This window comes from Priestia koreensis, from assembly GCF_022646885.1.
Lineage (GTDB): Bacteria > Bacillota > Bacilli > Bacillales > Bacillaceae_H > Bacillus_AG > Bacillus_AG koreensis_A.
Genome location: NZ_CP061869.1, coordinates 55,889 through 76,960, shown reverse-complemented (window position 1 = coordinate 76,960; position 21,072 = coordinate 55,889). Strand labels below are relative to the sequence as shown.

Here is a 21,072-nt window from a genome sequence, read left to right as displayed (position 1 = left end):
ATAACATTCTTGGGGGAGATTACTTTTTTAATTTATAAGAGTGGAATACGAATTGGAAGGAAAAATCCTAAAGCAACACAAGTAGTCTACTGTTAGCACTCCTATCTTAGTAAGATATCATCCAGTAAAAGATAAGACAGACTGATATCAATTATGTGTCAACTTGCGGTGTGGGTTACACAGCGCGTGTAAATATAACAGCAGATCTAAAGGTTATGAAATGTGTTGCACAAACCACTTGATAACATTGTGGCAAGAACGTTGCTCAATGTAACTTTACAACGAACGGTTAAATAGAAAATGCACCATCATTTTTCTTTTGCTATATTTGGAAACGATTTCATAAAAATACTTAAAATTAAAACTTTAATCTAATAAAAATTAGGTAGGTGTTATTTGGTTCCAATGAACTAATTTATCGAGTGTTTAAATAGATATTAATTATAATTTAGGTATATTAATACATTTTATATATTGGGAATTAAAATTAATTACTTATAAAGAAGCGTTTTTAATATATATATTGAATGAAAAATTTACCTTATTATTCATATAACATAAATTATTTACTATCCTCTACCTTATATAGAAAAAGGTTACAAATACCTATTCATATAGTCACCTAAAAAAGGTAAATTAATCTATGTTTCATTTTGTTAACAAATGTTTCAAAAAAAGGGAGGATTGTAATGAAACGTAAAACAATAAGTCAACTATCTAAATGGATAGTTTGTCTTCTTGTCTTTACACTTGTTATTAGTAGTTTACCAGCCTATGATTGGGCATCTACGACAGCTACAAGTGATTCAGTAGACCAACCTGCTAGTCAGGAAAAGGCAGTCTCTGAGGGGCAAGACGCAGCACGAATTAACCAACAAATTATGGAGAATCAACCTGATATTCAAGCACCACCGGTTGAAAAAACTGCACCAGAGGTGGAGGAAAAACAACAAGAAGAGAATATCAAAGTTGAACAAACAGGAGAAGGAGATTATAAAAAAGAAATCTATCTTGATCCTGTACAACGAAAAGATGAAAAGAGCAATGAATGGAAAGAGATTTCCACTGATTTGCAAGTTAATAATCAGGAAAATACCATTGAACCTGCTAATGCAGGAATCGATGTAGCTTTTGAGAAACAAACAAATGACGGTGCATATGCAACGGTGAAAGATGAACGTAATCAGGTCCAATACAAGTTATTGGGTGCACAAGGTGATCAACCTTTTACTTCATCAACAGATGTAGCCGCTGAACATAAAGAAAACCAGATTTTCTACCGCAATGTTCTACAAAGTGTGGATTTACGTAATACAGTATTTGATCAAAGTGTTAAAGAAGATATTATTCTTCAAAAATATGAAGGATTTTCTCAATTCAAATTTTTGGTTAAGACAAGTCTATTGGCAAACTTAAATGAGGACGGTAGTACCTCTTTTAAAGATGAGAAAAGTAATGTAATCTTTAATATTCCGCGTCCTTACATGAGCGATTCCAATGTGGATAAAGAATCAGGAGATCCTGCAACTTCATTTGATGTTCACTATGAACTAGAAAAAGTAGCAGAAGGCTATAATCTAAATGTTGTAGCAGATAAAGAGTGGTTAACATCTTCGGATCGTATTTATCCAGTTTACATTGATCCCACAATTACGCTTGGAGCTAGTGATGATACGTTTGTATCTAGTGCTTATCCAACTACGAATTACGATAAATTCTGGGAATCATCTTCAGGTTACTATTCATTGAAATCAGGTTATTATGATAGTGCCTCTGGGACAAACTTTACGTTTGTAAAGCCGGATACTTCTAAATTGCAGGGGGCATTAATTGATTCTGCTCAATTTAATGTTTATACAGCACATTCCTATTCGTCTACACCTAACAATGTATGGTTAGATCGTGTAGATGGAAGTTGGGCACCAGGAACATTAACTTGGAATAACAAGCCAGCTTCTACGAATATTTCAACTGCTTCGGTTGCTAAAGGTGATGTAGCAAGCTTTAACGTTCTAAATACCGTAAAAGATTGGGTATCTGGAAGTAAACCGAATTATGGTTTTAAGTTACATGAAAATGGAAATGGACAAGCTTATTGGAAGAAGTTTTATGCGTCTGAAAACAGTACAAATAAGCCCTACCTTTCAGTTAGTTACCATTATCCAACTGTAAACACACCAACAGGATTTGCTGCTTCTAATAACAATGACACGGGATATGTAAATCTTTCATGGAATACTGTTCCTGGAGCAATCGGTTATAAAATTAAATTGTTCAATGGAATTAACTATGAAGCTTTTGAAGTAGGAAATACAACAAGTTGGTCATCAAAAGGTAAGGGTATTTGGCCAACACAAGATGAAATTGAGTCAGGTGAATATGAACTTCATCATGATGGGAAAGGAACAGAACTTTCTCGTACACCTGGTGATGTATACGGGAATGCAGATGTTAAATATGAAAATTCTCGCACCTATTTCTTCCGTGTAAGTGCGGTATTCCCAGGCGGAGAATCATCCAACTCAGATGCTTTTATGCCAATTTTACCTTTGGATCAGCCAGTTGCCAAACCGTATGCAAATACGACAAGTGAAGATACTGGGTATGTGACTCTTTCATGGGATGAAGACGAAAATCCAAAAGTACAAGGTTATAAAGTTTGGATGTACAACGGAAAAAACTATGAAATGGTTTCAACTGTTGCAAAAGGTACAAGCACGTGGACTACTCAAGGAAAAGGTATTTGGCCAACACAAGATGAAATTAAAGTTGGGCAATATCAACTTCATACCGACGGAAATGGAGTTGAATTAGCAAGAGATCCATCAGCTGTTTATAAAAATTCTGGTGGACTCTATCCAACTAATACGAACTATTGGTTTAGAGTAACGGCCTATGGAACAGATGGAGAGAGCGCATTATCTAATCCTACTACTCCTAAAATTCCATCCTTAGAATCTTCTTATTTAGGTATGGAAGAGTTTTGGTCTTCTTTTGAGGTTCCAGGTGGTACGGTTAATGCATTCAATGGAAACTTTTTATTCGATGAAACTGATTTTTCGTTGGATGGAAAAGGTCCTGGTATTAACATTTCTCGTACATTCAATAGCAAAGATACAGGCGAAGGGTTATTCGGAAAAGGATGGCAAAGTACACTTGATTTAAAAGTCCTAGAAGATAAAAACGGTGATGTTTTATACATCCAGTCTGATAAACGAATTCAACGTTACAAAAAGATTTCAACAGGCTACGAAGCGCCTACTGGTATATATGTAACACTTACGAAAGATAGCAATGGGTATTATTTTAAAGATACCGATCAAAGCGTAACAGCCTTTAATGCAAATGGGACCATTAGCTATGAAAAAGATGCGAATGGGAACCAAACATCTTATAACTATACAAATGGTAAATTAACTAGTATTACAGATGCTACAGATGGCACTGGTAGAACAGTAACGTTTGGATACGATGGAGCGTATATTTCTTCTATTACGTATGCGGATCAAGTTACAACATTTAAATATGATAACGGTCAGTTAAAAGAAACGACAACCCCTGAAGGCAGACTGTATAAATATGACTACAAAGATGGAATGCTTTATCGTGTTTATGATCCAAGACACACGGATGCATCCCCATCCTTTACAGAATACGAATATGATGCAGACAGTCGTCTTGTAACAGCAATTAGTCCTTTAAAGAAAAAAACATCAATTGCTTACGATACAGATAAGCGTGAAGTAACAGTCACAAATCCATCTGGCAGTAAAGATATTTACCGCTACAACGAAGACGGGAACCCTTCAGAAACCGTAGACGATGCTGATAATTTAAAGTTAACGACTACATTTAAATACGAAAACAATAACTTAGTTCAGCAAATAGATCCACGAGATCAAGGGAAGCGTATATCTGAAGATTATAAATATGATGCAAATGGTAATGTTACAAGCGCAACAGACGCCTTTGGGACAGAAACCTATGAGTACAACAAAAATAACGATGTAACAAAAGCTACTGATACTGAAAATAGAGCTACAACGATTTCTTATGACGATACAAATGCTGTATCAGAAGTAGACACGACTGCTAAAACAGCTTCCATGTCAACATATGATAAATATGGAAATGTCATTGAATCCAGTGGTGATTTAAGTACAGCTAATAACTTAATAAATAATTCTGGTTTTGAGAAGTCATTAGGATCTGAATGGGCTTCATTAAGTAAAAATGATTCTGGATCTTTTTCTATTGCAGATAATCATGCACCAGGAAGCTTTTCAGGGTCGAAAGTGTTGCAAGTAAAGCCAAATAGATCAGTTAGTACAACAGATGGTCAACAAGGCTTCATTGCAGCTACTCAAGTCTTAAATGTGCAACCTAATGCCTCTTATACATTAAGTGCTTTAATTAAGGCGGAGAGTTTGGAGAATGCTTCTGCTTTCTTGAATGTAGAGATATTAGACGTCAATGGGAAACATTTAAATTGGGCATCTAATCGTTTTAATCAAGTGACAGGTAATAGCAAATGGAAAGAACGACAAGTTTCATTTAGTACAGATACTCAAGGGGCTAAAGTACGTATATTCTTAGAAGTGGAGCATTTAAAAGGGCCAGTTAATGGTGTTGCTCTATTTGATAACCTTCAACTAGAAGATGGTCCTGTTTCTTCAAGCTTTAATCCAATTGTAAATAGCGGCTTTGAGAACGATGCAAATGGTTGGGCAAAATCAGCAGGAACATCTGTAGCAAGTGTGGCAAATGAAGGCTTCTCAGGTGCAAAGAGTATCTCTATTCAACGACAAGGTACTGGAGATACAGAAACCTCTTACTCGCAGGAAGTAGTATTAAATCAGTCTACACCTCGAAATATTACGTTAACAGGTATGTCAAAAGCAGACGGTGTAGCAGGTCCAGAGTTTAATAGTACGGAGAGTAAAGATTACTCCATTTGGGCAGATGTCACTTTTGGAGATGGTTCTAAAAAAGTATATCAAGCTAAATTTACTAAAGGTACGCATGATTGGAGTCGTAGTGCAGTTACCATTGATGCCGGTGATTTGAATAAGGCGATTCAAAAAGTTCGTGTATATACGATTTTCCGTAACAAGTTTACAGGTACTGCTTATTTTGATGATATACGTTTATTAGAAGACAATCATCTTACTCAAAATTCGTATGACTCAAATGGTAACTATTTAACAAAAGTTACCGATGAAAAAGGTCGTACACAACAATTTCAATATGATGCGTATGGAAACAAAACATCTGAAATTGATCCAAAAGGTCAAGAGAAAAATTCAACCTATAATAAGGACAACCAATTAACGAGTGTGTCTTTGAAAAATGGAACATCAGTTAAATATGGTTATGATAAAAATGGTAACGTTAATAAAAAAGAAGTAGTGGCTGAAGGCAATACTCAAACTATTTCTTATGATTATGATTTAGATAATAAATTAGGAACTTACACAGATCCTCTTGGTTTTATAACTAAACATCAATATGATGATAACGGAAATAAAACGAAAACCAACCTGCCAAACAACCATACTTTAGAGTGGACTTATGATACAGCAGATCGTACAACAAGTGAAAAAAGAGATGGTGTAACAGCCTTTACCTTTGAATACGATCCAAACGGTAACGAAACAAAAGTGGTTGATTCAATTAACAGTGTTGTTCGCATAAAGGATTATGATAAAGCTAATCAAATCGTGAGCATGACGGATCGTGGTGGTACATTTGCTTGGACATATAAGCCTAATTCTACGAAAGTTACTAAATCTACTTTTACACAAAATGGGTTAACAAATGAGACTAATTACGAGTATAACAATTTAGATCAAAACATTAGTGTAAAAGATGCTCAAGGTAAAGCATATCGTTTTGACTACGATGAAAATGGAAACGTACGTACGTACACAGCTGGAAATGCTGCAGGTTCAGATTTCACCTACGATGTAACTGGGAAAGTAACTGGATTAGAAATTGGTAATGCAAATAGTGATACCATTTTGTCTGAATCCTATAAGTATGATGAAAATGATAATCGAAAAGAAATTACTTCCTACAAAGAAGATGGTTCAGTAGATAGTAAAACATCTTACGACTATGATTCGTTAGACCAATTGGTTAAAGAAATACTTCCTGATGGGACAATTAAGGAATATGTATATAATGGTTTTGGTAATCGTACATCAGTGAAGTTGACCAAGCCAGGTGAAAACACTGTTGAAACAAGCGCTACATTTAATATAGGCAATCAACTAACGGAATTTGGAAATGAAACGATTCAGTATGATGAAAACGGAAATCGTACGGAAGATGGTAAATACACATATACGTGGAATGCTGCTGACCAATTAACTTCTATTACTAAAAAAGGTGAGGGTACACCATTTGCTACTTATAAATATGATGACGATGATCGTCGTATTGAAAAAAATGTAAATGGTAATGTGACAAGATTCTATTATGATGGAGATAGCATTGATCCATTATATGAGACAGATGAAAATGGTAACATTCTACGATCATATGTTTATTCTATGGATGGATTACGCCTGTCTATGAAGACAGGTGGAAAAACGTATTATTATCATTATAATCCACATGGCGATGTGGTAGCGATGTCTGATGATAATGGTGTTATTGTAGTAAAATACACATATGATGCTTGGGGAAATGTTCAAAAGCAAGTAACATCTGGACAAACAGATATTCAGAACCCATTTACGTATGCTGGATATATGCGGGATGAAGAGACCGGTTTATATTATTTAATTGCTCGTTATTATAATCCAGAACAAGGTGTATTTTTATCAGCTGACTCAGATCCTGGTGATGACGATGATCCAATTACCCAAAATGGATATATTTATGCTAAGAACAATCCTGTTATGAATATAGATCCAGATGGAAATTATGCATATTTAATTTATTTTATACCAGGTGTAGGTCAAGTAGCATTGTTAGCAACAATCGCTGTGGTAGGGGGATATGGAGCTTGGAGGCTTGGGAGAAAACTATCGGTTTTAAGAGCAAGAAGTAAACCTAGTGGTGGTGACCCTGCAGCACATGGAAGACCACATACTAGATATAAAAGGAAAAACGGAAGAGTTTCTGAATACACTACCTATGGAAATGGAGGAGTAGTTCGTAAGCAATTTAGAGGTGAAGGCAAGGCACATGGTAATGTCAGTAGACCTAATGTGAAAAGTCAAAATTACTATAATAGAAACCCGAAAAACAAGAAGAGATATAAGAAAACGAGAGTTAGGAAGCCCTACAGGAAGGAATATCCAAGAGGGTATAGATAAGAGGTATTATAGAGGTAGAAGTTATCTTTTCTTCTACCTTTTAAATTATATAAAAGGAGGTAAATATAATGAATTATTATGAGGTTGGATATATTATTATTTCGACTAAGGATAAATATCTCTCAAAGTCTTTTAAATTAGATAATTTATCTACCAATGTATTCTCTATAAGTAACTATGTAAAACCGACTTACCCAGATGAGTGGTTTTTTTCTTGGGTACACAACATTGAAAATGAAATAAAAAGAGATTTAAATTTATCAAAAGAAGTATTAAAAGAAGCTGAACAATTCTTAGAGTACCTAGAAAATTCGAAGAAATTCTCTTGGCCTAATATTTTTGCATCTTTTGAAGACGCCATTTTATTTAAGGATAAATTTTTATTTAATATTAAAAACCTTATGATAGTGAAAATTTGTATTCCAGAAGATTTCTATGAAGATTTCTTAATTAATGAACAAAATGAAAATGATAAGGAAATCAGTATTTATAACTTTTTAAAAGATAAAAAGATAGAACACATATCCAGCAAGGAGAGAAAATTAGGATTTGATATCTGTGGATATTTAAATGGTAATTTTTATTCGTTTATCTGTAATGGATTACAAGATGATTTTTTGGAGAACAACATTCAATTAAATCGGTATTCATTGATAGAGGAATACAAGGATGCTAAAGTAATTATTAATTTAATTGATAATAATAAAATTTTGGCAGAAGAAATTCTATGGTATCCGTGGCTTTTAATTAAATGCATTTAAATTTATAAACTTCTAACATGGTAATCGCTACTGAAAAAGCTGTGTCTCTAACCTTAGGAATTTAGCTGTTATTCTTGAAATGCATATTGATAAGTGCTCTGATACAGATAAATTCAAATACCTTATATAAATAATGCTAATAAAATCCATTCATGAACAGAATTAGTTTTTTTATCAGAAGGTTATAGTTTGATTTGAAACCAGCTTGTTACGCGCAAGTTGGTTTTTTCATATCCATATATCGTCATATAGAAATATCCTTTCATTTAACATAATAACTCAACTTTAATTTAAAGAAGCCATTAGTAAAGGGATATTTACTTACTAATGGTTTCTTTTAAAGATATCTAGTTATAAATCTTCTCGCTTTTTACCTAATTTTTTAGCTGCTTCTCTTGCCCGTTCCTTATCTGAGTTCGTATATAACACAGCTGTATTCATAGAACTATGACCCAGCTGGTTCATTACAAGTACTAGGTCACCTGTTTCTTCTACTAACTGTGTCGCATACGTATGACGCAATTTATGAGGGGAGAGGGATTTATTTGATTGAAAGGCTTTACTGTATTTCTTGACCATATGCTGTATAGTACGAACCGATAAAGGGGTATAAGAGCCTTGATATCGTGTGACAAATACAGAATCATCTTCATCATTTCTGGCACGATAGCGTTGTAATCGTATGTCTAAATATTCTTTTACGTCTTGCATGGCCTGGGGCACCACTGAAACGATATCTTCTTTATTTCCCTTTCGTATAACTGCTATTTCATTCGTAGAGAAATTGAGATCTCTCAATCGCAAATTAGCCAACTCATTGACACGTACCCCTGAACCAAGAAAGAGGGATATAACCGCATAATCACGCTCTATATCACGTAGAAAATAGGGTTTTGCTTTAGGTGAAATCGTATTTAGATACTCATATTTCAAGAAGGAAAGAAACTGAATGTCTTCATCTTTGTGAAAAATAGTTTTAGAAATTCGACCAGATCGAGCATTAAGCGTTTCTTTTTTCTTATGAACCGTTATTTTCTGCATGACATTTCGATAAAAATAAGGTTCTTGATTTTGATTTTCCGTTTCGACCGTTAAGTATTTAAATAAGGAACGTAGCGCGGATATCTTACGATTAGTCGAAACCTTTTCGGGCTTTTTCTTTTCGTTTTTCTTCTTAGAAACCACCACGTCTTTACGATTTACAAACTTAAAGAATGATTTGGCAGCTTCTAAGGGTAACTTCTCCAGCGCTTCTAAAGGAATATCCTTTATTTCATTACATTCTGCAAAACCTTCGGCCATCAACCAATCAAAAAAGAGTTTGTAATCATGCAGATAACCTAACAAAGTAGAAGAGGAATGAGTGTCTAATTTATCGTCAACAAACTGCTGAACATAAAAAGGCATGCCCATAACCATTTCTTTTAGGCGCTCTTCATGTATTTGATGTTGTCTAGAGATTGGCATGATCTTCATCCTTTCTTATGCATTTAAAGGGTAGAGGGATAATAAAAGTCCGACACTATACGAATGTCGAATTTTGTCAAAATTTGCGTTAAATCAGATTTTAACGAATAGTTACAATATAGTAAAATACGAAATTAACCTATTAAGATTAATAGGTAAGCACACAAAAATTCCCATTGTTTTGAGTATACTCTTCCGGATTATATTTGAAGAAGTTTTTTACCTTGCTCTTATTTGTACTTTTACTGTAAAAAACAAATCTCTTTGAGAATCTATATTGATATTCGTTATAAATTCTCACTTGATTACGATCCACTTCAAATATAGAAGTTGCTTCTTTTTGAGGATAATTATTATCCCTTAAAATAATGATATGATGAGGGGTAATGGGTATAGCAAACTCTAATGATAAATCTAAATGGTTTTTCTGATTTATGTGTTTAAAGTTGATGACAGGATTATCAGATATAAGAAATTCATCTGTTACAAACATTTTACGAATATGTGGAAAACGTGCTTGTTCAGGATTGGTAATAATCCCTAAGGACCAATTGAAATTTTTATTAAAATGATTAGCCAATCGATCTAGTACACCTGTATCTAAATAGTAAAAAAAGAGCTCATTTTCATCTATCTCATCGAGTTTTATGGAATCAAAAATTGAAAAAGAATTTTTTTCAAGAATAGTAACAAAGTTCTTAAGCAATTCTCTGTATGAAGGAGTTCTTATAGATTGTAGAGCCATAAAAAAAGATAGTTCTTGTCTCTCAACTTCTGTAATTACTTTATTCAAATCTGTTGTTAACAAGTTCTTTTCATCATTTATTTTTTGAACTAATGTTAAGAATGCATTACCAAAACCTGTTTCCAATTTAGAAAAATATTTTTCAAGAAACTGTATGTTAATCTCTTCTACGTTTAGATTAGTGGAAAAATTACTATTATAAGATTTAACAAATTCCTCAGAAAAATCATAATAATACCTTTGCTGTGCTACATTTTCCACATGCATGGAAGTAAAGGATTTACCTGTGACTTTATCGAAATAGTCGACTTTTTCGTTGTATTTGGCAGAGAATTGCTTTAAATAACATTGGGGAACATAGTGCTGTCTTTTTGTTAATTGCATATTTTTCTCCTGCTCTCTAATTTTATATTTGATATATATATCATACCATTTTTATGTAAAATATAAAAGATTTCGTAAAACAGGTATTTAACGCAAAGTATATGATTGTTAGGAACTTATTGTGATAATCTTCTATGCTTCTCTCTTCATAATGTTCGTGGAGATATTTGTAAAAAAAGACACCTAGTATTGGTGTCTTTTTTTACATGTCTCTTGTTATACAATTCCCAATTCATCCTACTGTATTTGTATACAAGCGGCCTTTAATAAGGAACCAGCGAATCCTACATGTTTTATCCAGCAAATCCAACATGATCATGGAAACGCGCTTGATAAATGACCTTGCACTGACTATATAGTTTTACTTTAGCTCTATAGCGGTCAAATAAGCTTTCAAGTTGATCATCATTGCCGTCAATCTCTCTTCTTAATTGAGCTAAATTTTCTTTCACTTCCTTAATTGATTCATTTAATTTCAAATGTTCATTTGCAAGACCACTTAGCGCATCCTCATGAAAACGAACTTTTCTTTGATCTACACGGTCTATAAGGGTAATCACTCTTGCTAAAGATTCAATTTCGCACATTAAGACTTTTAAGTATAAAGACACTTGTGTTTTAAGGGTTTTTTTATCCCCTTCAAAATGTGCTAGGTATTCTTCCTCCATTGCAACTATTTCTGTATGTAAGTTTTCTTTAAGATTGTAAAGAGTATTGTTGCTTAAACTACATAAATTAACATCTAACCATTTTGCTTTATCCATATTTCTCAAACTCCTTTATTCTTTAATGAAAAATTATTATATCAGGAGTATGTATACGCTTAATACGGAGAAAAGACCTGGAATTTGAGTGTAAGTTTTCCCATCAAAAGAAGATGCTACCTTTGATAGCATCTTTAGACTCACTAGTATATTGTTTAATCTTTGAAAACTTGTCCCGCCTTTGAAATGGTATCCAATATCTCTTTGCGCTCTTCATTTAATCTTGCATATTTCTTGAAAGTTAGCATCTCAAACATTAAGCGCCCGTTTTCATCTGTACAATACAATACCTTTCCATGACCTACTACCTGCGCTTGAAAGACCGTAGAAGACTTATTAAGATCAATAAGGTCTACATCTCTGTTTAAGGTGCTAGCGAGCTGCTGAGCGAGCATAAAGCGCTCATAGTGACTAATTGATCTATTCCCTAAGTAAGCAATATCAAAGTCACTCTTTGTATGCGTGTTCCCTGCAGCTTGCGAACCAAATAAATAGACAAGGTTTGGAGACAATTCGTTCTTAAGAACATCCAAAATTACATTTATAGTTTCTTCATCCATCATGTTTGTCACTCCATCTCAGCGGAATGCTACAAATTATATTCCTTTTTTATGAATTTACTGGTTCCTTACTCATCGAATGAATAAAACGGCTTAGTTCTCCAACATTTTTAAACCGTTTCTCTTTAATTGGATTCATGCCTCGCTTTCCAAATTCGATAAGCTGAGCATCTTTTATATCACTTAAATTGTACTTTCCTGTAAGCACAAAAAGGAATAGTCTTGTTAAAGCATATGTCTCATGAACAGTATCATAATATTTAAACCCGTCCATTTGTAAAGCCGGATCATTCATGTAACCTTTCATTTCTGTATTATACGATGTACGAGTACTTAAAGGGGTTTTGGCTAGTCCAAAATCGGCAACCTTCGCTACTATTACATCATCATATTGCTTTATTAAAATGTTTTTCGGACTTATATCGCGATGAAGGCAGTTCTTAGAATGGATATAAGCAAATGCTTTTAATATTTGCTTACATATTTTAACCCGCTCATCAAATTTAAGTTTATTATTATTTTTTGAGATATAGTCCTCAAGTGTACAGTCCATACTTTCCATCGTATATTCCATTCTTAATGCATCATAATTATATACTTCTACAACGTAAGGAGAATTAAGTTTTTTCATTTGTTTAAATTCTTCCTGAAACCTGTCAATTTCTTTAGCATCTAAGTTCTTTTTTGCTCTTTTTAAAACAAAAGATTTACTATAATACGGATCTTTATATCTATAAACTTGTGCATACGAACCCTCCCCTATAAGTTTCAACGTTACATTTACATGATTATTGAGGGGAGATACTTGTAAAGTATCATTGGTCTTAAATATTGGTTTCTCATAGTATAGTTCAAATTTAGGTGTATGTGATGGAATCGTAGTACCCATAGGTTGTAGTAATTCCTTCCATTCATTAAAAGCTTTTTCATAATATTCATCGATCGAAAAGCTACAATCCGAAGAAGATAATCTTTTTTGGATCTCCTCAATGTTTTCAATAATCTTTATTAGTTCTCTGCTGTCCGTAGCAATGTAATAAGAATTTTGATTGCCATTGGGTAACTTTTCATTCATACTGCTTATTAATGAATTTAATTTACCATGTAAATTTATAAATATTTTTTGAAGTTTTACGTGTGTAATCTCTGAGTATAAATCTGAATATAAAGTTGTATATTCTTCTGATTCATAAATTTTTAGTTCTTTTTCTTGAAAGGAAAGAAAGTTATTAATATCCATATTTACCAATTCCTTTATAATTTACTTATTGAAATTATAAGCCCTTTAAGTAAGAAGTAGCAATAAGAAGAGACCTGAAGAATTAATAGCATTCTTTAGGTCTCTTTTTATTGCTTACATGAAGAAGTCATCGTATTCAATATTAGAATTAACGTGTTTTCTAAGCGCTTTTAACACAATATTTACTTTATCGGTTGTCGGTGTATAATCCTTTTCGATACACATCTTACTAATCATACTCTTGCTTAATTTTCCTTTGGTCCACGTATATAAGAGTGTTTGACTAATAATATGCTGGTCTAGAAACTTTCCTAATTTGGTCTTGGGTCGTCCGAACAATTTATGCTCCATTAGTCCCTCTCCTTACCTACCATTCTTATAAAAACATCATGTCCAACTTTCCTATATTTAATTCAAGACATAAAAAATAAGAAAATTATTAAAAACAAGAATAGTGTACAAGCCTTATTTAATATGATGTAGTAAGACATCGCACTTAAACCAACTGATTCATAACTTTTAATAGGAGTTTTTCTATAAAAATAAAACTATGAGGAGTGTTTTTAGATGACAGTGGAATTAGCAAAACAATTAGCGGGAATGAAAAATATCTATTTAACGGCTGCGGGTAAAGAAGCGTTAAAAGAGATCCTATTGCGTACACAAAAGGTAGGTAACTAGTGGTCTACCGCCCTACTGTACGGTATTCGGATGTGTATGCAGAGTATATGGAGAAACTAGCCGATTCTTCGGGTCTCGAACGAACACAATTGATTCGCTGTGCGCTTTTCACGGCTGTACATACCGAAGAGTTTCAGAAGATTATCAACGAATTTTCCGAGAAGGATCAAGCCTTCCCTGCCCCTGTATGGAGCTTAGAAGACCACTCGTTATGGCTTGAATTAGACAGTGATACTACGAATAGAAAGGAAGAGTCAAATGAGCTTACACCAAGAGTACACAGTCAAGCAGAAACGCATGGGAAACAAGCAAAAGAGGAACGGAAACAAGGTCAAGAACCGTCGTTATCCTCTACTAGAAACACACCAGCTGGAGGAGGAGAATCGTTCCTACGATTACAGGCCGATGAAACAGGGACGCTACGAATACACCTCTAAATCCACATTGAATAAGACCGATTCCGCCCCTTCTGGTGACCTTTATTTTTGGGGATTTGCGTCCATCCTTTTGATTATAGCTATTATCTAATCACATATATTTAAAATGCTCCCATCCTGTGCGAATGTGACACAGAATAGGAGCATTTTTGAATTGAATTAATAACGATTAATTAAAGCTGAAAGTACAGTTAAAACCAATAGTGCAATAGTTAAAACCGATAGTGCGATAGTAAATTCTTTAAAGTGTTTAGACACTAAGTTAAGAAGAGCCATATTTGTATCCTCCTTTCTGTTATCTCTTACTGCTATTCCCCTGGTAAGTAGATAACTTTTTATATGCTAATTTTCCTTGTAATTAACGAGTGAACATTAGAACGAGAGTTGTGATTGCTACTAGTACAACTAAACCATTAAAGTGCTTTGAAATCATATCAAGCAACTTAGCCATGCCCTTCACCTCCTAGTTTTCATCCCCTTACTCCTACTCATCAACTCATTATACGTATGCTAAAGATGACAAATAAGCATTTGGGTTATAGTAATGATAAAAACATATCACCCACCCATTCATGAATACTAAAAAAATGTCATGCAAGAAGTTCATGTCAAGAAACTTTGTTCATGTTCGCACCTCCTTCGTGTACCTACATAAAGTAGTTTTTTTTGAGTCGTTTTTTTAAATAATTGAGTTTTTTTATGAAAGTTTATGAGGCACTAAGTTATCAAGCTGCTATACAAAAACGTGATATGAGAACAACACATAATGTAGTAAAATCTAATAGCCTTTTGTTATACAAATTCATAATGTTGCACTAAGTCATATTTTTAAAGTAAAGATGCCGAAGGTCCAATACATTTCTTGATTATGCGCTAAAAAATAAATAACACCCACACAAAAAGAAGATGAGGACTCTCTTTTTGTGTGGGTGTTATTCTAATAACTAGATTTGCTAAATACAGAGAACATCGGTTACGTGTTCTAACTAGATGAATTTTTATAGCTGGCACTTTTACACGGAAGATGCGTACAAATTTGACGATACTTGTCACATTTAAGCGAATCTAACATTAATTATGTCTTCAAACTTATGTACGTTCTGATAACTAAATACATCAATGAATACAATCGTGTTAGTATGTAAATCTACCTTATGAATTTCTCCCATTTCATTGAGATGCATTCCATTCTTGTAGTACGTGAAATGAATCGTTTTTTGTGCTTCAAGGGCTTCCTGAAGCACACGACTAATCTCCTCTTTCTGATCATCAGAGAGTATAGGGCGCGGCAACTTATTCTTTTCTTCGATCAAATCACGGATTCCTTCATATTGAGTAGGCAGAGATGCGAAGGGCTGCCATTTCACCATCGTTCTTCCCATTTGTTTTGTCATCCTCTTTTCCTCCATTTCCATTATCATTAAGCTTTATGACCGCCAAGTTTTCCATTACGCTCTCTAGCCGTCGCATGCTGAAAATAACTCGATCCTCTGAGCAAACTATTCTTTCCATGCTTCTGACGGATTTGATCAATGACGGTGGCTAATCGATACCGCTTCTCACGCTCTGCCTCATCTTCAAATAGATCCAGCTGTCGTTCATCATCAGAAACTAAATTCTTGAGCGAAACGCCAATGACTCGGACAGGCTCACCCGTATAATGACGATGAAATAGTTCTACGCAAGCGTCATAGATCTCCTTTGTGAAGTTTGTTTCCGTGTCCAGTTGCATCTGTCGTGAGAATCCATTTCCATAGCCTGAATGACTGTACTGAATCGTGAGGTGAATCGTCCGAGCGAATTTTTTGGTTCTCAAAGCGCGAAACGCTAGGTTCTCACACTGTTCCAAGAGAATGGTTTGAATCTCCTCAATCTTCGTATAATCACGCATGAGGATTTGGCTTTCTGAGATCGAGGTAGAGTGCGGAACATATCGTTCGTCCAAACGACTGAAATCAATTCCCCAGGCGTGTAGGTGCAGTTCTTCCCCTTTGACTTTCCCGAAATGCTGAATCAAGTACTTCTTCGGATATTTTGCTAATGCACCCACGCTGTAGATCCCTAATTGATGGAGTTTCGCTTCGGTTTTCTTGGCAATCCCCCACATGTCGCTTAATGTACGCAATGGCCATAGTTTAGTCGGAATGTCTTCATAGCGCCACTGCTCAATCCCTGTTGGCGAATGTTTGGCTTTTAAGTCTAAACAAAGCTTGGCGATTAGTGGATTTGGTCCAATGCCAATCGTGACAGGAATCCCCGTTCGTGTGCGTATATCCGCTTGGATGCGCTCCGCCAACGTTGTGAGATCCATCTTGAAATAGTTACTGTACGATTTTAACTGGATAAAATTCTCATCGACCGAATAGGCGTATAGGTCTTGCGGTGCTACATAGTCTAACAGCACGTTTGTCACCATATTGGAGTACTTGATATAGGTACTCATGGCGCTTTCCACGATATGAATATCCTTTCGTTTTGGAATCTCTCCGTGTCTTGATCCTGTTTTAATACGAGGAAACTCTTTTTTGAGCGCTGGGGATGCTGCAAGAACCACCGACCACTCTCTCGATAAATCAGACACAACTGCTAATTTTGTGGTAAGCGGATCATGTGGCGTACCGAGCTGCGTGAGACAGGCTACGCTTGCGAAGAAACTCTTGACATCGATGGCCATCACCTTGTTGTCTGGAAACTGGGAATAATCATACATTCTCTTTCTCCTCACCTCACAATAAGAACATTTGTTCTGTTAATATTATATGCGGAAATTTGAATTTTAACAATGAAAATAAAAAAATCCTTATAGAATGCGCTAGATGAGCATTTCTATAAGGATTTTAAATTACTTGTTTAAGACATAATAATGTTTTTTCTATCGTACGGGAGGCAGTGAAATAAACGATATAAAAGCATCATTTTTAAAATAATAATAAAATGCATTAAATAGGTCCAATTCAGAGCACTTTATAAGCTGTTGCTGTGCATTACTAACAATATCTTGAACATCTGCTATAGATAGAACGTATTTAAAATCATTATCTCGAGCAAATTTAGGAATTTCATCATCGTCATCTAAATGATCTAAATTATATAAATAACACTCAGATATCAGAGACCATTTATCATCATTACTAGATAAAAATAAAGAATCGTCCCAATTTAAATCGGTTGCATTCAATAATACGTTTCTCAATACCACTAATTTTCCCATATTTAGTTCCTCCAATTAGTTATCGTCCACCAGCCCAATTCTCCATTCCACCCCGGACACATGGATGAAGCATCTGTTGGATTGGACCCTTTGCTTGGTGCTGGCTCCATGGTACTAATTGCGTAACCCCTTCACGATTGGAATGATGATTCCAAGTTCCTTCGTTGGTAGGTGAATTACGTGAAAATTTTCCTCTTTTACCTGGTTGTACACCTTTATTAATTCTCGGGTATAATTCTTCCATTTGTTGCTTAAATCTTGAAACACTCTCAAACGTATTATACAGTTGCTCATTAGTATTTTGAAAGTGTCTTGGCGAACTTACATTAGGATACATATCTTTTGGCAAATTAGCTTCATACGCTGCAGAATATATACCTTTATCAGAAGACCACTTCCTACCAACATCCATATCCTTAGACGCAAAAAATTGAAAGTCCATTTTAAGGAAATGATCGCTTTTCTTTATTACGTCAGTACCAAATTCAAAAGACTTTTCCGCTTTGGTAGCAGGTCCTATTCCTGGTATTAAACCAGCTAAAGCAAGACCTTTATCACAGTTAGTCGAGCACGGATCTGAGAACGTTTTAAAGAGATCATATATGGCCCATTCACCCATAAGCGCTCCAAAGATTAATGGCAATGGAAAGTGTCCCAACGGATTGTTGTAATAAGCTGGATTGTTATTGATGAAAAATCGTTTACTGTATTCTAGAGCTTACACTATCTAAATTCCAATTATTATCTACATCATCTTTTAAAAGGTTGTCTACAATTTTTATCTTTTTTCATAATCATTAATCCAAAAATAGTTCTGGTCTATTTTTTATTTCACTTGCCCTACTGGGCCTTCTACCTATAGAGTCATAAACAGGTTGAGTTTTGCCTTAAACATCTAAGCTAAAAATATGGAGATAAACTCATAACCTTTTGAAAAATCTAGTGAGTCTTTTTCTTCCCTAATTATTAGTGAAGTGAATATAAAAATTTATTTAAATCGACATTATTCTTTACCCATAAAAAAACTTTGAAAGGCATTTAGCCAATTAAAGTCTACTAAACATATTTTTATAATTTCTCTATAGAAAATATTAATTTATCAAAATTTGTTTCAAAACCGATATCGTTACAGTTATAAATCACTTTGTTGCCTTGTTGTTTAATCATCATACCAGATGAATATGATTGTGATTTTTTCCCTTCTCCTTTATCCCAAATGTTATAAAAACTTATAACACCATTGCTGGTAAAACATTTAAGAACTAGTTCTTTTGGAGCGCTATCTTCCCATAGATCTATTGATGAAAAATTACGCCCCATGACTTCTATTCCCTTATCTGTTTTTAACCAAATCCCTTGGCGGTAAAGGGAATTCTTACCTAGAAAAATTATTTTAAGTTCTTGACCATCATCTACCGATTGAACTTCCCATTTTATCACATTACATCTACCTTTATCACTAAATCCTTTGCTCATGATACGTTCATAGTTCAATTGTTTTACTCTCCTTTTGGCCTTGAATCTTTGTAATGTCTAAATAGGTCAACTGCATCGTGCTCCCATGGCTACAATTCCTCTAAGATATTACTGTTATGAGGATTAGCTATTTTTCTACCTTGTATCAGTACCTTCACAATATCTGACCGCCATAATCTGCTTGTGTTGAGCACCACCACATAATCAATTTGGATTGACGAAAGGTGAGCCAACATCTCCTGTAAGCCCACTCTATCTATTTCTAGTGCATCTTCATTCAATTTTGCGCCATTAATTCCTTCATCTCTAAAAATATGTATTAAGTTCAAGCCTTGTTCTATACAAAACGCTTTAATTTCTTCTTGATATTTCATGCTATATCCATCTCTTGCTTGTCCTTGAGTGGAGACTCTTATATACCCAACAACGTTCAACTTTCCACCCTCCCGTTACATAAATTTTAATTTTTGTAACGCTTTTTAAACGAATAGCGAGTATTATACGACCGTCTCTAGTTAAAATACAACCCACAAATTATAAGCCAAGTCAGAATAAGAACCCCCTTTTACGTTGCTCATTGTTTATCGCCACGAGCTTTGTCATTCTCGTTTGTAAATTTAAATCGAATAGTAAGGTGGTCGTTATATATAAATGTCACTGCAATCAATCTCGTAATTCTGCTTACCATCATGAGTTTTTGATTTAAAATGATACTATTTCATTATATGTGCTAATAAAAAACCTTGAAAGGCAAAAGCCAATCAAGGTTCTAATTGTAATTATTGGACATTCTTTTTTAACAGTTCTCGAACTTCCATTAGAATAATACCTAACATGTTTTTTCCTGAACCATCCTTTCCACATCCCCAATAGTAATCATTAGAAGTTTTTTCAATGATTACTTTATCTTCAGTAGAAAGTAATACCTTTTGTATATCCATATGCGTAGTAAACTTCTTCAGGACTGCTTTTCTCATAATCTCATCTTTAATATCTTCCCAATCTTTCCTAAGCGGTTTACTCCTATCACGTCCCATTTTAGCAGCTTCCATTGGTGATAATGAGAGCCTAATTTGTTCCTTATATTCAGTTCTAGCAAATTTTTTCGCCTGAAAATAATGCTCACTTGTCTTCCAAAATTGACCATCCAACTCAAATCCATGTGGAGAGAAATTTGAAAAACAACCATACTCATCGCCTATCTTATAAAAGTATATAGCCATATTATCTTCCCGCTTTCTAGTTAATAATTTTTTAAACACATTTACCAAACGGTGAATCCCAAAGTATTTCACTCAAATAGCCTTCTAACTTTCCAGTTTCGATAAAAATAGGGTTGGAATAATGGGCGTGTTCTGCTTCTGCAGATATCGATGTATATATAAAGAACAACAATCCTGCTAACTTCCTTCTAATCAATATTTCTTCCTTCACAAGTTCCTTTAATTCATCTAGTAGTACATATAACTTATCAAATGCTTCTTTATTAACTGTTTTTGAAGTTCTAATAGGAACTAATAGCTCAACAGTTAGTTTATTTATTTCTTCTTCAATTTCAATTATTCTATCGTTTATCATTTTACGAACCCCTTTATTGCCTTTATAGGTATACTTTGATGGACAGAAACTTCTTGTTGCCAAATTGAATAATGATATGGAAATCCTTCTACACCATTTAATCTTGGGTATATTTCATATCCTTTCAAAGCTTGATATGGTACCTTATTCAAATCAATTTTCACTATTCCTAAATTACTTCCTGATTGATTAAACCCTCTAGCAACATCAATATCTGTTGTTGAAATAAATGGATCATTTGCCCATGAAGCTTTACCAAAACCACCAACAAGATGCTCATCGAGTTTCCATGTTCCATTAGGGTTTTTAGCTTCTAATCCTAACCCTTGACTAAGTCTATCTGAATCTTTTTGATTTAACGCACGATATACTATATTTTCGTTAGAATTAACCGTACCCTTAGAAGATAAAATTGCAAGTCCATTTCAAGGAAATGATCGCTT

The 21,072-nt window shown here is 34.3% G+C and carries 16 protein-coding genes and 1 pseudogene; 3 read left to right on the top strand and 14 right to left on the bottom strand.

The window, feature by feature from the left end; translation table 11 throughout:
* The first annotated feature begins 689 nt into the window (after window positions 1-689).
* On the top strand, window positions 690-7,325 hold the full coding sequence (locus IE339_RS24065) for a DNRLRE domain-containing protein (protein ID WP_242176490.1): 6,636 nt from the start codon (window positions 690-692) through the stop codon (window positions 7,323-7,325).
* A 68-nt stretch (window positions 7,326-7,393) separates the two neighbouring features.
* Window positions 7,394-8,086, top strand: a complete 693-nt coding sequence (locus IE339_RS24060) for a hypothetical protein (protein ID WP_242176489.1) — start codon at window positions 7,394-7,396, stop codon at window positions 8,084-8,086.
* 351 nt (window positions 8,087-8,437) lie between these two features.
* On the opposite strand, the gene xerS is transcribed toward IE339_RS24060, so the two are convergent.
* From xerS to IE339_RS24030, 6 genes are all read right to left on the bottom strand, one after another.
* Window positions 8,438-9,553, bottom strand: coding sequence for a tyrosine recombinase XerS (gene xerS / locus IE339_RS24055; protein WP_242176487.1), 1,116 nt, complete (start codon window positions 9,551-9,553; stop codon window positions 8,438-8,440).
* 148 nt (window positions 9,554-9,701) lie between these two features.
* On the bottom strand, window positions 9,702-10,682 hold the full coding sequence (locus IE339_RS24050) for a DUF4238 domain-containing protein (RefSeq protein WP_242176485.1): 981 nt from the start codon (window positions 10,680-10,682) through the stop codon (window positions 9,702-9,704).
* A gap of 293 nt (window positions 10,683-10,975) precedes the next feature.
* Window positions 10,976-11,446 (bottom strand): hypothetical protein, encoded by a 471-nt coding sequence (locus IE339_RS24045; RefSeq protein ID WP_242176484.1) that lies wholly within the window; start codon window positions 11,444-11,446, stop codon window positions 10,976-10,978.
* A 155-nt stretch (window positions 11,447-11,601) separates the two neighbouring features.
* Window positions 11,602-12,009, bottom strand: a complete 408-nt coding sequence (gene mntA / locus IE339_RS24040) for a type VII toxin-antitoxin system MntA family adenylyltransferase antitoxin (protein WP_347342732.1) — start codon at window positions 12,007-12,009, stop codon at window positions 11,602-11,604.
* Window positions 12,010-12,055: 46 nt separating this feature from the next.
* Window positions 12,056-13,246: a protein kinase family protein gene (locus IE339_RS24035; RefSeq protein ID WP_242176483.1), complete on the bottom strand. Its 1,191-nt coding sequence runs from the start codon at window positions 13,244-13,246 to the stop codon at window positions 12,056-12,058.
* A 114-nt stretch (window positions 13,247-13,360) separates the two neighbouring features.
* A complete protein-coding gene (locus tag IE339_RS24030) occupies window positions 13,361-13,597 on the bottom strand; it encodes a hypothetical protein (RefSeq protein WP_242176482.1) in 237 nt (78 codons plus the stop codon).
* Window positions 13,598-13,926: 329 nt separating this feature from the next.
* On the opposite strand from IE339_RS24030, the gene IE339_RS24025 reads away from it, so the two are divergent.
* The gene (locus IE339_RS24025; RefSeq protein WP_242176481.1) at window positions 13,927-14,364 is read left to right on the top strand and encodes a hypothetical protein; all 438 of its coding nucleotides are present in this window, start codon (window positions 13,927-13,929) and stop codon (window positions 14,362-14,364) included.
* A gap of 1,055 nt (window positions 14,365-15,419) precedes the next feature.
* Here IE339_RS24025 and IE339_RS24020 read toward each other — a convergent pair.
* The 8 genes and pseudogenes from IE339_RS24020 to IE339_RS23985 form a co-directional block, all read right to left on the bottom strand.
* Window positions 15,420-15,758: a YolD-like family protein gene (locus IE339_RS24020; protein WP_242176480.1), complete on the bottom strand. Its 339-nt coding sequence runs from the start codon at window positions 15,756-15,758 to the stop codon at window positions 15,420-15,422.
* Window positions 15,759-15,784: 26 nt separating this feature from the next.
* The gene (locus tag IE339_RS24015) at window positions 15,785-17,074 is read right to left on the bottom strand and encodes a DinB/UmuC family translesion DNA polymerase (RefSeq protein ID WP_242176479.1); all 1,290 of its coding nucleotides are present in this window, start codon (window positions 17,072-17,074) and stop codon (window positions 15,785-15,787) included.
* Window positions 17,075-17,236: 162 nt separating this feature from the next.
* Window positions 17,237-17,575 carry a DUF7716 domain-containing protein gene (locus IE339_RS24010; RefSeq protein ID WP_242176478.1) on the bottom strand — a complete coding sequence of 113 codons (339 nt, stop codon included), beginning with the start codon at window positions 17,573-17,575 and terminating at the stop codon, window positions 17,237-17,239.
* Between the two features lie 19 nt (window positions 17,576-17,594).
* Window positions 17,595-18,194 (bottom strand): HNH endonuclease, encoded by a 600-nt coding sequence (locus tag IE339_RS24005; protein ID WP_242176477.1) that lies wholly within the window; start codon window positions 18,192-18,194, stop codon window positions 17,595-17,597.
* A 449-nt stretch (window positions 18,195-18,643) separates the two neighbouring features.
* Window positions 18,644-19,069, bottom strand: coding sequence for a hypothetical protein (locus tag IE339_RS24000; protein WP_242176476.1), 426 nt, complete (start codon window positions 19,067-19,069; stop codon window positions 18,644-18,646).
* Between the two features lie 125 nt (window positions 19,070-19,194).
* Window positions 19,195-19,485 (bottom strand): annotated as a pseudogene (locus IE339_RS23995) (recombinase family protein); the annotation flags it as partial.
* Between the two features lie 345 nt (window positions 19,486-19,830).
* The gene (locus IE339_RS23990; RefSeq protein ID WP_242176513.1) at window positions 19,831-20,274 is read right to left on the bottom strand and encodes a riboflavin biosynthesis intermediates N-glycosidase; all 444 of its coding nucleotides are present in this window, start codon (window positions 20,272-20,274) and stop codon (window positions 19,831-19,833) included.
* Between the two features lie 31 nt (window positions 20,275-20,305).
* Window positions 20,306-20,629, bottom strand: a complete 324-nt coding sequence (locus IE339_RS23985; protein WP_242176474.1) for a hypothetical protein — start codon at window positions 20,627-20,629, stop codon at window positions 20,306-20,308.
* Window positions 20,630-21,072: the final 443 nt, after the last annotated feature.

Coding starts and splice junctions, on each gene's coding strand:
- IE339_RS24065 (WP_242176490.1), top strand. CDS start 690: ATGAAACGTAAAACAATAAGTCAACTATCTAAATGGATAGTTTGTCTT.
- IE339_RS24060 (WP_242176489.1), top strand. CDS start 7,394: ATGAATTATTATGAGGTTGGATATATTATTATTTCGACTAAGGATAAA.
- xerS (WP_242176487.1), bottom strand. CDS start 9,553: ATGCCAATCTCTAGACAACATCAAATACATGAAGAGCGCCTAAAAGAA.
- IE339_RS24050 (WP_242176485.1), bottom strand. CDS start 10,682: ATGCAATTAACAAAAAGACAGCACTATGTTCCCCAATGTTATTTAAAG.
- IE339_RS24045 (WP_242176484.1), bottom strand. CDS start 11,446: ATGGATAAAGCAAAATGGTTAGATGTTAATTTATGTAGTTTAAGCAAC.
- mntA (WP_347342732.1), bottom strand. CDS start 12,009: ATGATGGATGAAGAAACTATAAATGTAATTTTGGATGTTCTTAAGAAC.
- IE339_RS24035 (WP_242176483.1), bottom strand. CDS start 13,246: ATGGATATTAATAACTTTCTTTCCTTTCAAGAAAAAGAACTAAAAATT.
- IE339_RS24030 (WP_242176482.1), bottom strand. CDS start 13,597: ATGGAGCATAAATTGTTCGGACGACCCAAGACCAAATTAGGAAAGTTT.
- IE339_RS24020 (WP_242176480.1), bottom strand. CDS start 15,758: ATGACAAAACAAATGGGAAGAACGATGGTGAAATGGCAGCCCTTCGCA.
- IE339_RS24015 (WP_242176479.1), bottom strand. CDS start 17,074: ATGTATGATTATTCCCAGTTTCCAGACAACAAGGTGATGGCCATCGAT.
- IE339_RS24010 (WP_242176478.1), bottom strand. CDS start 17,575: ATGGGAAAATTAGTGGTATTGAGAAACGTATTATTGAATGCAACCGAT.
- IE339_RS24005 (WP_242176477.1), bottom strand. CDS start 18,194: ATGGGTGAATGGGCCATATATGATCTCTTTAAAACGTTCTCAGATCCG.
- IE339_RS23990 (WP_242176513.1), bottom strand. CDS start 20,274: ATGGCTATATACTTTTATAAGATAGGCGATGAGTATGGTTGTTTTTCA.
- IE339_RS23985 (WP_242176474.1), bottom strand. CDS start 20,629: ATGATAAACGATAGAATAATTGAAATTGAAGAAGAAATAAATAAACTA.